Here is a 13,485-nt window from a genome sequence, read left to right as displayed (position 1 = left end):
TCAGGAGGTTCAGCAGTGCGCACCGTTCCTCCCGTTGTTTTCGTGCTCCTTACAATCATATTCTGTAACTGAGATAAAGTGTCATGCTTGCGTCAAACAGACGCTGAACGCTGATTTCTGCGCCTGATCCGAAGGATACAACGATGACCGAAGCCCCTTTCTCCCCTTTCGATGAACTGCTGGACCGGGAAGAGGCCCTGAATATCCTGCGGGATGCCACGGCCGGCGCCGATGATGGCGAACTGTTTTTAGAAAGGCGGCGTTCAGAATCACTCGTCTTTGATGACGGTCGTCTCCGGAATGCGAATTATGATGCCGGTCAGGGGTTCGGGCTGCGCGCGGTACGCGGAGAGGTTGCGGGGTATGCGCATTCAACCGATATCTCTGCATCCGCATTGAAACGGGCCGCTGAAACCGCGCGGCTTGCCGTTGGCGAAGGGGGCGGGACCTGGGCGGACGCTCCTGCGGCCACCAACGAGCGGCTTTATACGGACAGTGACCCGATTGCCGGCACGACCTTTCCCGTGAAGGTCGACACCCTGCGCGAGATTGACGCCTTCGCCCGCGCACTGGATCCACGCGTGGTTCAGGTCTCGGCAAACATTGCCGCAAGCATTCAGGAAATCGAAATTCTGCGCCCGGACGGACGTTCTGTGCGGGACGCACGTCCGATGACCCGCGTGAACGTCTCTGTCATCGTCGAAGAGAAGGGCCGTCGCGAATCCGGCTCGGCGGGCGGCGGCGGGCGGATCGGGCTGGATGGGTTGCTCGACCCTGCGGACTGGCAGGCCAAAGCTCGCGAAGCTTTGCGCATTGCAGTTGTGAATCTCGACGCCGTCCCGGCCCCGGCCGGTGTGATGGATGTTGTGCTGGGACCGGGCTGGCCGGGCATCCTGCTGCACGAAGCGATCGGACATGGTCTTGAGGGCGACTTTAACCGAAAGGGCTCCTCTGCCTTTGCCGGCCTGATGGGTCAGCAAATCGCCAGCCGTGGCGTCACCGTTCTGGATGACGGCACGATCCCGGACCGTCGCGGCTCGATTACAGTGGACGACGAAGGCACCCCATCAGCACGCAATACCCTGATCGAGGACGGCGTGCTGGTCGGATACATGCAGGACCGGCAGAATGCGCGTCTGATGGGGGTTAAACCCACTGGCAACGGGCGGCGTGAAAGTTATGCTCACGCGCCAATGCCGCGCATGACCAACACCTATATGCTGGGCGGTGAGACCGACCCTGCAGATATTCTTGCCGATCTGAAGGACGGCATCTACGCCGTTGGTTTCGGGGGCGGACAGGTCGACATCACGAACGGAAAATTTGTTTTCTCCTGCACCGAAGCCTACCGGGTTGAAAACGGAAAACCTGGCGCGCCGGTCAAGGGTGCTACGCTGATCGGTGACGGGGCAACAGCGCTGAAGCATATCCGAGGCATCGGCAACGACATGTCGCTCGATCCCGGTATGGGCAACTGCGGCAAGGCAGGGCAATGGGTACCGGTGGGGGTCGGACAGCCGACACTCATGATCGGCGGACTGACCGTGGGTGGGTCCGCATCCTAAAACGGAGAAAAAGTGGCCTGCGGGCCAGAAAAATGCGCTTTATCCCCATAAATAGCGAGGCGGATGCGCGTTAATCTTCACAGGTTGTTAACCAAGTCGGCTTAATCCTGATTCTGCAACTGACGGAGCCGAGGATGACTGACAGGGATTTGTTTCCTTCTTCCACTCACCCCCCACTCCCACCCACCTCGGAAGACGAACAGTTTTCCCGGCTCCGTCTTTTGCGCTCCCGCCGGGTTGGCGTAACGACGTATAAACGACTGCTGACTGAACACGGCACTGCGCAGAACGCGCTGGCCGCGCTGCCTGAGGTGGCGCGTGCCGCCGGCGTAAAAGGGTACGAGATATGTCCCGAAGCAGTGGTTCAGGCGGAACTCAATGCAGCACGAAAAGCAGGCGCCCGGCTGATCATGCAGGGCACGGCCGCCTATCCTGATGCACTCGATGAAATTTCTGATGCGCCGCCCTTTCTGTGGGCGGTAGGGGATCCTGAGCTGCTCAGGCGCCCTATGATTTCCCTTGTTGGCGCGCGCAATGCGTCTTCGCTGGGGCTGCGCATGGCGACGGCACTGGCGCGCGACCTTGGTCAGGCAGGTTACACAATCGTATCCGGCCTTGCGCGCGGTATCGACACCGCGGCACACCGGGCGTCACTCGGCAGCGGCACAATAGCCGTCCTGGCCGGAGGTGTTGACGTCATTTATCCGCAGGAAAACACAGAACTGGCGGGCGATATTGCAACAGCCGGACTGCGCCTGTCCGAGCAGCCCATCGGCATGAAGCCTGTGGCGCGCCACTTTCCCGCACGGAACCGCATTATCTCCGGGCTGAGCCGGGCTACGATCGTTGTGGAAGCCGCAGCAAAATCCGGCAGTCTGATCACCGCGCGGGACGCGCTGGATCAGGGCCGGGATGTGCTCGCTGTCCCCGGCAATCCTTTCGACGCGCGCGCCGCCGGGTGCAATCAACTGATACGTGAGGGCGCGACGCTTGTCCGCTCCGCGCAGGATGTAACCGAAGCCCTCTCGCCGATCGGCAGGCAGTCAGAAGAGGATGTCACCCCATTCTCACCTGCACCGGCTCCTGAAAGCACGTCAAAACCCAGAGATACGCCCCTGCGCAGGGTCGCCGCACTGCACCAGCAGATTCTCGACCGTCTGAGCCCCTCTCCCATTGCCGAGGACCAGCTGATCCGGGATCTGGCCGTGGGCACAAGCGACGCGGCACCGGTGTTGCTGGAACTGGAACTGGATGGCCGGATCAGCCGTCAGTCCGGTGGCCTGCTGGTGCGGGAGAAATAGTGAAACCTCATTACCTGCCGCGGGCGACTGCCCGATGATGCACCGTCCTGGCCTTACAAAAGAGGCCGGGATTCCTGAAAAGAGGATCAGTATTTCCGGCAGGCCAAACGAATGGCGATTGGCGCTTTTGCGGTCCGGTCTCAGACCTGCAACAAACCGCCGGAATACCGCCTTAGCTGCCACGTCTTTAATTGGCCGATTGACAATATTCTCTTGCACACCACCTCTGAGGTGGCCATAGAACCTGAAAATTTTTGCCCAGAGGTATCCCGTTACATGCCGGTTGTTGTCGTCGAATCCCCTGCAAAAGCAAAAACAATCAACTCATATTTGGGGAACGATTACACCGTTCTGGCCTCTTACGGACACGTCCGCGACCTGCCGCCGAAAGATGGATCCGTGGATCCGGAAAACGAGTTTGGCATGCTCTGGGAGGTGGCCTCCGACAGTAAAAAGCACGTCAAAGCAATCGCAGATGCGCTGAAAGACGACAACGCCCTCATTCTCGCAACAGACCCCGACCGCGAAGGTGAGGCCATCAGCTGGCACCTGCAGGAAGCGCTCACCAAGCGGAAATCGATCAAAAAGGACACACCGGTCAGCCGGGTCGTGTTCAACCAGATCACCAAAAAGGCCGTGACCGAGGCGATGGACAATCCGCGCCAGGTCGATATGCCGCTGGTGGAAGCCTATCTGGCCCGCCGCGCGCTCGACTATCTGGTGGGCTTCAACCTGTCGCCGGTACTGTGGCGCAAACTCCCCGGCGCACGTTCTGCCGGCCGGGTGCAGTCTGTGACGCTGCGACTGATCGTGGAACGCGAGATGGAGATCGAAGCCTTCCGCAACCGCGAATACTGGTCCGTTAAGGCACTGCTGGCGACACCGCGCGGCCAGGAGTTTGAGGCACGGCTGACTGTCCTTGCGGGCAAGAAACTTGAACGTTTCGACATCGAGAATGAAACACAGGCCGAGATGGCCGTTCAGGCGATCAGCAGCCGCGATCTGTCGGTGCAGTCGGTCGAAGCCAAACCTGCGAACCGCAATCCGGCGGCTCCCTTTATGACCTCGACACTGCAGCAGGAAGCCAGCCGCAAGTTCGGCATGGGCGCCCGCCAGACGATGTCGACCGCCCAGCGTCTCTATGAGGCGGGCTACATTACTTATATGCGGACGGATGGCATCGACATGGCGCCTGAGGCGGTGACCGCGGCGCGCGATGCGATCAAGACGCTCTATGGCAGCGAATACGTGCCCTCCTCCCCCCGGATCTACAAGAATAAAGCCAAGAATGCGCAGGAGGCCCACGAATGCGTCCGTCCGACGGACATGATGGTCAAAGCTACCGACCTGAAAACATCAGATGCTGACCAGCGCAAACTCTATGACCTGATCTGGAAACGAACCCTCGCGTGCCAGATGGAAGGTGCCCGACTGGAACGCACGACGGTGGATGTGGGCAGCGAAGACGGCCAGGTCGTTCTGCGCGCCACGGGCCAGGTTGTGCTGTTTGACGGATTTCTCCGGGTCTATGAGGAAGGCCGGGATGACGTCGTGGACGAAGACGACAAGCGTCTGCCCCAGATCGACCAGGGCGACAGCATGGACAAGCTCTCCGTGACACCGGAACAGCACTTTACGCAGCCCCCGCCCCGCTACACCGAAGCGACTCTGGTGAAGCGTATGGAAGAGCTGGGTATCGGCCGGCCATCCACATACGCGAGCATCGTCACCACGATTCAGGACCGCGAGTACGTCCGCAAAGACAAAAACCGGCTCATTCCCGAAGACAAGGGACGTCTCGTTACGGCATTCCTGGAAAACTACTTCCGCAAGTACGTCGGCTACGGCTTTACGGCTGATCTTGAGGACCAGCTCGACAACGTCAGCGCCGGTGACGCGGACTACAAAGAAGTGCTGGGTCGCTTCTGGCATGATTTCTCGGCGGCCATTGCTGAGACGTCCGATCTGCGCATCACGGAAGTGCTGGAAAAGATCAACGAGGTGCTTGAACCGCACCTCTTCCCGCCCAACGAAGAAGGCACAGACCCGCGCCTGTGCCCCAACTGTGGTGCCGGACGACTGTCCATGCGCACCGCACGGTCCGGCGGCGCGTTCATCGGCTGCTCGAACTATCCCGAATGTCGCTACACGCGCGCCTTTGGCCCACCGGGTGAAGAAGACGACAGCGGAATTCCGCCTGAGGGCAAACTGCTGGGTGAGGACGCCGGGGACAAGATTTATGCGTTCAAGGGCCGCTTCGGACCTTACGTACAGCGGGGCGAAGTCACAGATGACAACAAAAAGCCGCCCCGGCAGTCGATCCCTAAAGACTGGCGGCCGGAAGAAGTGGATCTCCCGCAAGCCCTGCAACTGTTGTCGCTGCCGCGTGAGATCGGACCCCACCCAGAAGACGGCGTGACCGTCTGGGCCAATATCGGCCGCTATGGCCCCTACCTGAAACACGCCGCGTCAACATCAGAACGCGGTGGCACGAATGCCAACCTGGAAAGCATCGACGAGGTCTGGACTGTTGGCATGAACCGCGCTGTGCAGCTGCTCGCCGAAAAGGTGGCCAGTCGTGGCGGACGGGGCGCTCCGGCCAAAATTCTGCGCGATCTGGGCGAACACCCCGATCAGGGCGGCCAGGTAAGTATCATGGAAGGCAAATACGGGCCCTACGTGAAATGGGAAAAGGTCAATGCAACGCTGCCCAAGGAAACAGAACCTGATTCTGTCACCATCGAACAGGCCGTTCTGCTGATCGATGAGAAGGCCGCCAAAAAAGGGACCCGTCGCCGCAAAGCAGCCCCCAAAAAGAAAAGCGCCGCGAAAAAAACGACTGCCAAAAAAGCCGGCTGAGGCGGACCGGGAGCGGGTACGCAGGCACACAACCCTAAAGAGCTTTGCGCCCCGCTTGCGCTGAGCTATACTCGGGTCTGAACCTGTCAGTTATAATTGACAGCGGAACAACATCACTGCACAAATCGGGCCAGCCACCCGGGTTTAAGGAAGCAAGATGAAAAAAGTGTTTGGGTCAGCGTCGGAGGCGCTGGATGGAGTATTGCACGACGGTATGACGATTGCCGCGGGCGGTTTCGGGCTGTGTGGCATCCCGGAACTGTTGCTGGCAGCGATCCGCGATGCAGGCACAAAGGATCTGACCTTTGCGTCAAACAACGCCGGTGTGGACGATTTTGGCATCGGCATTCTGCTGCAGACCCGCCAGGTCAAAAAAATGATCAGCTCTTATGTGGGCGAAAACGCTGAATTCATGCGTCAGTATCTGTCCGGAGAGCTGGAGCTGGAATTTAACCCGCAGGGTACTCTGGCTGAGCGCATGCGTGCCGCCGGGTGTGGCATCCCGGGATTTTACACGAAAACCGGTGTCGGCACAGTGATTGCTGAGGGCAAAGAGCACAAGGAATTCGACGGCGAGACCTATATTCTCGAACGCGGGATCTTTGCGGATCTGAGCATCGTGAAAGCGTGGAAAGCAGATGCGACGGGCAATCTGGTTTTCCGCAAGACGGCGCGGAACTTTAATCCGCCAGCCGCGATGTGCGGCAAAATCTGTGTTGCTGAGGTTGAAGAGATTGTACCGACCGGTTCGCTGGACCCAGACGCGATACACCTGCCCGGCATTTATGTGCACCGTCTGATCCAGGGCGAGCACGAAAAGCGAATTGAACAGCGTACAACACGGGCAGCCTGAGACGGGTAGCTGACATGGCAGATACAATTCACAGTGCGAAGGATACCGACGAGAACCTCGTGTTCGATGACCGCGGCTTTGAGGGCTTTTCCCGGGCGCAGGTGTCCATGATCATCACTAACCCGAACCTGGACGATAACCCGATCGTTTACGTCAATGAAGCCTTCACCCGTGTGTCTGGCTATGCACGCAGTGCTGTGATCGGGCGGAACTGCCGGTTTCTGCAGGGCGAAGAAACTGACAAGGCGGCGGTTGATATGCTGCGCGCCGGAATCGATGCCGAGGAAACCGTATCGGTCGATATCCTGAACTATCGGGCCAATGGGGCACCGTTCATCAACCGGCTGCTGGTGTCTCCGATTGTCGACGCTGAAGGCACGACGCAGTATTTTATCGGGATCCAGAAGGAACTCCGCAAAGGCGAGCGCAACCCGGACGCAGATGCCATCAATGATCAGCTGATGGAAGTGCAGAACCGCGTACAGTCCGATCTGTCGATGATCATCAGCATGATCCGACAGCAATCCGGCGCGACCTCTGTGCCAGACGACTTTGCCGCGCTGAGCAGACGGATCGAGACGCTGCAGCTGCTGTATGAAGAGATGAAGCTGTCGGACACCCAGTCCAACCGCGGCACTATTCAGATGGGCAGCTTCATCTCCAGACTTGCCTGCGCCATCGCCCATACCATGGGTCGATCCGGGGTGCGCATGAACCTGCAGATTGAACAGGCCGAAGTACCGATCGAAGTGGCGACCCGGGTTGGGCTTGTAGTATCCGAACTGCTGACCAACTCTTTCCAGCACGCGTTCGAGCGTCTGGACATGGGGATGGTGGAAATCCGGATGTCTCAGCTGAGTGCCGGGGGCCTGAGGGTGACTGTTTCCGATGATGGCACCGGCATTCCCAAAGACATGCAGTGGCCAGCAGACAAAACGGTCGGCGGACGCATCATCAATGGCCTGATCGAAGGCCTGGAAGGTACGCTCCAGCTGGGACGCGGTGCCGCCGGAAGCTTTATCACAATCGACGTGCCGGCAGGCGCATCACTCTCAGAATAGGACCCATAATGCCCTGGGATCGCAATCAGATGGCGGCGCGTGCCGCTCAGGAACTTGAAGACGGCTGGTATGTTAATCTCGGGATCGGTATCCCGACTCTCGTCAGCAATTACATCCCGGACGGGATCGAAGTAACTCTGCAATCCGAGAACGGGATGCTGGGCATGGGTCCCTTCCCCGTCGAGGGGACAGAGGATGCCGACCTGATCAATGCGGGCAAACAGACAATCACGGAACTACCGCAAACGGCCTATTTTGACAGCGCTCAGAGCTTTGGCATGATCCGCGGTGGCAAAATCGCAATGGCCATCCTTGGGGCGATGGAAGTCGCGGAGAACGGCGATCTCGCCAACTGGATGATCCCGGGCAAGCTGGTTAAAGGCATGGGCGGTGCCATGGATCTCGTCGCAGGCGTCGGGCGGGTTGTGGTCGTGATGGACCACACCAACAAGCACGGCGACAGCAAGGTTCTGCGGGAATGCACGCTACCGCTGACAGGTAAGTGCGTCGTCGATCGCATTATCACCAATCTCGGCGTTCTGGACGTGGTTGAGGGCGGGCTGAAGATTGTTGAGACCGCCGAAGGCGTAACCGAAGAAGAGTTGCGGGCCGCCACGCAGGCCACGATTGTCTGATTTCAGTATCCGCCAGGAACAGGACGGCACAAAGGGACGCTACGTGCTTGTTTCAGACGGGCACGAAGCTGACCTGACGTATTCTGTTCTGTCGGCTCAGACGGTCATCGCGGATCACACCGGCGTGCCGGACGCTCTTCGCGGAACAGGTGCAGGTGTTGCGCTGGTCAGCCGGCTGGTCGAGGATGCACTGAGCGAAGGTTTCCGGATTGTCCCGCTCTGCCCTTTTGTGAACGCGCAGCGGCGGCGCCACCCCGAATGGGCTGACGCATTTAATGTCTGACCTCAGTTCAGGCCTGCAAACACACAGCCGTCTGAAACCAGTTCGGGCGGCGTGAGGCACAGACCACGCGCCACCTGAAACGCAGCAAGCACCTTCGGGACATAGTTGCGGGTTTCTTCATACGGCGGCACGCCCGCGTGTTTCCGCACAGCCCCCTCGCCCGCGTTGTACCCTGCAAGCACCAAGATGGGGTCGCCGCCGAACTCAGACATCAGCCAGTCCAGGTATTTCACGCCGCCCGCGATGTTCTGTGAAGGCTCAAGGCTGTCTTTGACGCCAAAACGCGCAGCTGTGGCCGGCATCAGCTGCATCAGACCCTGAGCCCCTGCATGACTGACCGCATCTGTCCGTCCGGACGACTCGACAGATATCAGCGCCAGCACCAGTGCCGGCGACACCTGGGTACCCACAGTGGACCTCAGAATATCGACCCCGTTTGACCGGGCGATTGCCTGAAGGTGCTGCAGCCGGGGCTGCGGAATGCCACCCGTGCCCTCGATGACGTTCATCGCGGCTTCCAGCCGGCCGGGCCCTGCGGCAAAGATTTCCGGGGATACACGGTCCCAGAACCAGGTGTACGCGCCAATAGGGGCTTCCGCTTCGGGAACCGGCTGACCATCCGGCACTGGCGGAGGTGCTGGTGCGAAAAACTGGTCAGCGGGATCAATCTGGACATTGATCCGCCGCTCCCCCGCTTTGGGCACGCCAATACGTTTGGCCTCAAATTCGGGAAAAGGCGCTGGTCCGTCAGCAAAGGCTGCGGCGCCTGCGCACAGCAATGCAGCGATGCTGCAGGAAATAAGGTGTTTCATGTTTACTGCCCGGCGGTTGTTGTACCGTGTTCTTTGCCTGCAGTGTCGCAGAGAAACCCCGTCTGAGCCAGACAATCCGGGCCAGTATCACGGCGATTCTGCCACATTCAGAGGGTTTCGGGACGTCTCACAGAGAATAACAAAAGATTAAACTGTTTATTTTCATGTACTTAGTATTTTTTTCGGATTTTTTCAGCGGGCAACCGCAAAAGTCACATTTGCGGTCAAATTCATGCCCCAATCCCCCGTCTATATAGCTGCATACCAAGTCGGACAGACCACATGAGAGAAACGGTCACGAGGACGGCGCGGTTTAAACAGTAAAATCTCAGTGATCCTTTGGAGGGACATGACATGATGAAATTTATCAAAAACTTCCGTAAAGACGAAGACGGTGCCGTGACAGTTGACTGGGTTGTTCTGACAGCTGCGGTTGTTGGCCTGGCGGTTGCCGCTTACTCGTCCATCCAGGACGGCGCGACAACTCTGACAGCAAACACAGAAACATTCCTCGGTGAGCAGGACCCGGGTAACTTCGGCGGCGGCGGCGGCGAAGGCGACGCTGAAGAGGTCGTCGAAGAAGAAGTGGTCGAATAAGGACCCAGCTATCGGGTTCAGACCTGACACTAAGGTTATCGGTCTGACCTGACCATACGGGGGCCGCGTTCTGCTAGCAGAGGGCGGCCCTTTTTTTGCCCGACCACTTATAACAGAAAGAATCATACAATGTTTAAGGCATTGAAGAACTTCGAAAAGGACGAGGCCGGGGCTGTCACTGTAGACTGGGTTGTTCTGACTGCCGCCGTAGTGGGATTATGCATTGCGCTGGTGCTCGAACTGCAGGGTGGTGCCGCTGGCGTCACCGAAAGAACTGAAGGTTATCTGGTTGACTACGAAGTTGGTGCCGCCACAGAGTAAGCGAACAGAACCTTTTCAGAAGCGGCACAGGGTTTGTGCCGCTTTTTTTGTGGCCTCATCGCAAACCGCCACGCCAGCAGGATTTGATTAACCAGGGGCTCCGATTGTTGCCCGATCATGCAAAACGCCCCTCTGCCGACATGCGCTGATCCATAAATTGCCACAATCAGGCGTCAACACCGGGACAGAGAGTTTCACACCTGCCAGCTGGTAAGGACGAATGGGAAGTACGAGGTAACACAATGCGATTGATTTTCGGTTTAGTACTCGCGACCGGCGTAGGTCTTGCAGGTGGCGCGGTATATATGGCCAAGGGCTATATCGGCCAGTATCAGGCCGAACTGGCCGCGGCAAAGGACAAGCAACGACAGATTGTGCCGACAAGCACAGTTTACGTGGCCAAGAACAGGCTCAGTTATGGCGACGTGCTGAAAAAGTCTGACGTGCGCAGTGTTCGCTGGCCCCGGAACGCGATCCCGGAAGGAACGTTTACAGATCTGGACGTCCTGTTCCCCGAAGACGTGGAAGAACCGCGGCTTATCGTGCGTGCGATGGAGCCCGGTGAAGCGCTGATGCAGGTCAAGATCACAGAGCCCGGTGAGGACATCGGTCTGACGACACGCCTTGAAAAGGGAACGCGCGCATTTGCGATCCGTGTTGACGTGGCCAGCGGTGTGTCTGGTTTCCTGCGCCCCGGTGACAAGGTGGACGTCTACTGGACCGGTTCCGTGGATCAGGGCGGCGGCCGTGAAGAGATCACTCGACTGATCGAGACCAAGGTCCGGCTGATTGCCGTTGACCAGATTGACGATGAACTGCGTGGTGGCGCGCGTATCGCACGCACGGTCACCGTTCAGGCCACACCTGAACAGGTCGCGGCCCTGGCACAGGCGCAATCGACAGGCAACCTGTCCCTGTCGCTCGTTGGTGCAGGCGATGATACGGAAGTCGCGGAAATCGAGGTTGATCAGGTTTCCCTGCTGGGTCTGACAGTTGCTGCACCTAAGGTTGCAGCGCCGGCACCCAAGGTATGCTCCATCCGGACCCGTCGGGGTGCAGAGGTGGTATCGATCCAGATCCCCTGCACAAACTAAAGCAAATCCAAAGGCTTAAACGGGCGCGGCACTTCGGTGCAGCGCCCGTTTCTTTTTGTGTCTGTTGTAAATTACCCACATAAAGAGACAGACAGAACCCGTTGATTATTGAAAAAAAATCAAAACGCGCGCACTATCCTGCCCACGCGGGCGACTAAGACCCGAAAACGAGGCGTGATCATAAAGGGCAGGTCACATGAAAATTTATGGAATATTGAAAGCGGCCCTTCTGGGGCTGACCATCAGTGTTAGCCCGCTGGCCTTAGGTGTGCCAGCGACCGCTAGCGCCGAAACGCTCCGTGTGGTGGCAAAAGAGACCAACTCAACTCTTAATGTGTCAATGAACCGCGCGGTTGTCGTCGAAAGCGAAATCCCCTTTGCCGAGCTCAGCATTGCCAATCCCGGCATCGCAGATATCTCGTCTCTGTCGGATCGCAGCATCTATGTTCTGGGCAAATCGCCCGGTCTCACTACACTGACATTGCTCGATGCAACCGGTCAGCTGATTACAAACGTTGAAGTCCGGGTCGCCCCGGACGTCACAGAGTTCAAAGAGCGACTCCAGCAGATTCTGCCGGGCGAACGCATCGAAGTCCGGACCGCAAACGATGGTATCGTGCTTTCCGGGACTGTTTCGAGCGCTCAGAGACTGTCGCGTGCCATGGAACTGGCCGCACGGTACGCTCCGGACCGTGTTTCCAACCTGATGACCGTGGGCGGTGTTCAACAGGTCATGCTGAAAGTCCGCTTCGCCGAGATGAACAGGTCGGTCTCGAAATCACTGAGCGCCTCGCTTGCGGTCAATGATGGTGGCAGCAACCCGAACCAGGCGGCGACCGGCGCCGGTCTGCAGGCTGGAGGTGTTGCGGGAATCATTGGTGGCACCGTTCCTACAGGAGGCGAGAGCCAGGGCGCGGTGACTTTTGGCTTCAACATCGGCTCCACTCAGGTCGGCCTTCTGCTCGAAGCACTTGAGCGCAAAGGCGCCGTCCGGTTCCTTGCAGAGCCGAACCTTGTGGCTCTGTCCGGACAGGAAGCCAACTTCCTTGCCGGCGGTGAGTACCCGGTACCTGTGGCACAGGACAACGATACAATCAGCGTTGACTTCAAGCCTTTCGGTATTGAACTGAACTTTGTGCCACGGGTGATCGACCGCGATCTGATCAATCTGCAGCTCTCAGCGGCCGTATCGTCGCTGGACACAGCTAACGGCGTTTCGCTGGGTGGCGGCATTCAGATTGATGCGTTCACCCGCCGCGAAACGTCCACAACGGTCGAGCTGCGCGACGGCGAAAGCTTTGCCATTGCGGGCCTGTTGCAGGATGACTTTACTGATGCCAACAGCCAGGTGCCGTGGCTCGGAGATGTTCCTGTTCTTGGCGCCCTCTTCCGGTCCTCCGAGTATCAGCGCAGCCAGACTGAACTGGTCATCATTGTGACCGCACATCTGGTGACGCCAACCCGGGGCGAAGCTCTGGCGCTTCCGACTGACCGCATCCGTCCGCCGAGCGAAAAGGACCTCTTCCTGAATGGCAAAGTGGTTCAGAACGCCAGCGTGCCCACCCGGGGTGCCGCCGGAGAAGTCGCCAAGCAGGACTTCAGCGGCTCATACGGCTATGTGATGGAGTGATCAGATGGAACTGAACTTTTCAAAAACACGCATTGTCGCCCTCGGGTTTGGCCTTGTCGCACTGGCAGCCTGTTCAGACGCGCCGGTTGGCAGCGAGCTGAATGATGGTAACTTCGGAAATGCGACCCTGCACAATCAGCTGGCTCAGACCTGCAAAGGTTCCGGCGCGGGCAAGTTCGGCCGCGTGGCAGCGGATCCGCTTGTTGTACTGGACCCGGCAAGCACTGCATCCAGCCCGGTCTACCGCGTACACTGCAGCGGCGAACTTGACGGTAAATACGCACGTATCACCTACGGTGAGTACATTCGCAGCGCGACGCAGACGCCCGAAGTATCTCAGGCCCAGGCGGCAGAGTAACACTTACCTCAATACACCTGAAAAGGGCGGGACCTCCTGGTTCCGCCCTTTTCATTTTCAGACTTCGCGCCTGACGGGAAGCCGTGGCCAAACTCATTTCTGAAGCATCATTGTCT

The 13,485-nt window shown here is 58.6% G+C and carries 13 protein-coding genes; 12 read left to right on the top strand and 1 reads right to left on the bottom strand.

Annotated features, from left to right (window positions below; all coding sequences use genetic code 11):
* Positions 1-143: 143 nt before the first annotated feature.
* The 7 genes from tldD (at position 144) to ACZ1HA_RS03460 (ending at position 8,557) form a co-directional block, all read left to right on the top strand.
* Complete coding sequence (tldD, locus tag ACZ1HA_RS03490) at positions 144-1,565, top strand: metalloprotease TldD (RefSeq protein WP_436397527.1); 1,422 nt, start codon at positions 144-146, stop codon at positions 1,563-1,565.
* Positions 1,566-1,699: 134 nt separating this feature from the next.
* Positions 1,700-2,866 (top strand): DNA-processing protein DprA, encoded by a 1,167-nt coding sequence (gene dprA, locus ACZ1HA_RS03485; RefSeq protein ID WP_472712884.1) that lies wholly within the window; start codon positions 1,700-1,702, stop codon positions 2,864-2,866.
* Positions 2,867-3,142: 276 nt separating this feature from the next.
* Complete coding sequence (topA, locus tag ACZ1HA_RS03480; RefSeq protein ID WP_472712883.1) at positions 3,143-5,725, top strand: type I DNA topoisomerase; 2,583 nt, start codon at positions 3,143-3,145, stop codon at positions 5,723-5,725.
* A gap of 157 nt (positions 5,726-5,882) precedes the next feature.
* Positions 5,883-6,578: a CoA transferase subunit A gene (locus ACZ1HA_RS03475; protein WP_375228350.1), complete on the top strand. Its 696-nt coding sequence runs from the start codon at positions 5,883-5,885 to the stop codon at positions 6,576-6,578.
* 14 nt (positions 6,579-6,592) lie between these two features.
* Positions 6,593-7,639, top strand: a complete 1,047-nt coding sequence (locus ACZ1HA_RS03470; RefSeq protein ID WP_375228351.1) for a PAS domain-containing protein — start codon at positions 6,593-6,595, stop codon at positions 7,637-7,639.
* An 8-nt stretch (positions 7,640-7,647) separates the two neighbouring features.
* Positions 7,648-8,274 carry a 3-oxoacid CoA-transferase subunit B gene (locus ACZ1HA_RS03465; RefSeq protein ID WP_472712882.1) on the top strand — a complete coding sequence of 209 codons (627 nt, stop codon included), beginning with the start codon at positions 7,648-7,650 and terminating at the stop codon, positions 8,272-8,274.
* Positions 8,267-8,557, top strand: coding sequence for a GNAT family N-acetyltransferase (locus ACZ1HA_RS03460; protein ID WP_472712881.1), 291 nt, complete (start codon positions 8,267-8,269; stop codon positions 8,555-8,557). The genes ACZ1HA_RS03465 and ACZ1HA_RS03460 overlap by 8 nt, the downstream gene beginning before the upstream one ends.
* Before the next feature lie 2 nt (positions 8,558-8,559).
* Here ACZ1HA_RS03460 and ACZ1HA_RS03455 read toward each other — a convergent pair whose 3' ends face one another.
* Positions 8,560-9,369 carry a lytic transglycosylase domain-containing protein gene (locus ACZ1HA_RS03455; protein WP_472712880.1) on the bottom strand — a complete coding sequence of 270 codons (810 nt, stop codon included), beginning with the start codon at positions 9,367-9,369 and terminating at the stop codon, positions 8,560-8,562.
* 354 nt (positions 9,370-9,723) lie between these two features.
* Between ACZ1HA_RS03455 and ACZ1HA_RS03450 the strand changes: the two genes are divergently transcribed.
* The 5 genes from ACZ1HA_RS03450 to ACZ1HA_RS03430 all read left to right on the top strand — a co-directional run bounded on the left by ACZ1HA_RS03450 (position 9,724) and on the right by ACZ1HA_RS03430 (position 13,369).
* Positions 9,724-9,966, top strand: coding sequence for a Flp family type IVb pilin (locus ACZ1HA_RS03450; protein WP_375228354.1), 243 nt, complete (start codon positions 9,724-9,726; stop codon positions 9,964-9,966).
* Between the two features lie 129 nt (positions 9,967-10,095).
* Positions 10,096-10,287: a hypothetical protein gene (locus tag ACZ1HA_RS03445; RefSeq protein WP_375228355.1), complete on the top strand. Its 192-nt coding sequence runs from the start codon at positions 10,096-10,098 to the stop codon at positions 10,285-10,287.
* A gap of 242 nt (positions 10,288-10,529) precedes the next feature.
* Complete coding sequence (gene cpaB, locus ACZ1HA_RS03440; RefSeq protein WP_375228356.1) at positions 10,530-11,381, top strand: Flp pilus assembly protein CpaB; 852 nt, start codon at positions 10,530-10,532, stop codon at positions 11,379-11,381.
* A 196-nt stretch (positions 11,382-11,577) separates the two neighbouring features.
* Positions 11,578-13,011 (top strand): type II and III secretion system protein family protein, encoded by a 1,434-nt coding sequence (locus ACZ1HA_RS03435; protein WP_472712879.1) that lies wholly within the window; start codon positions 11,578-11,580, stop codon positions 13,009-13,011.
* Positions 13,012-13,015: 4 nt separating this feature from the next.
* Complete coding sequence (locus tag ACZ1HA_RS03430) at positions 13,016-13,369, top strand: hypothetical protein (RefSeq protein WP_375228358.1); 354 nt, start codon at positions 13,016-13,018, stop codon at positions 13,367-13,369.
* Positions 13,370-13,485 lie beyond the last annotated feature (116 nt).

Source organism: Roseobacter sp. S87 (assembly GCF_055693285.1).
Note: the sequence above shows the minus strand (reverse complement) of the source record. Positions and strands in the feature narration are given on the sequence as shown.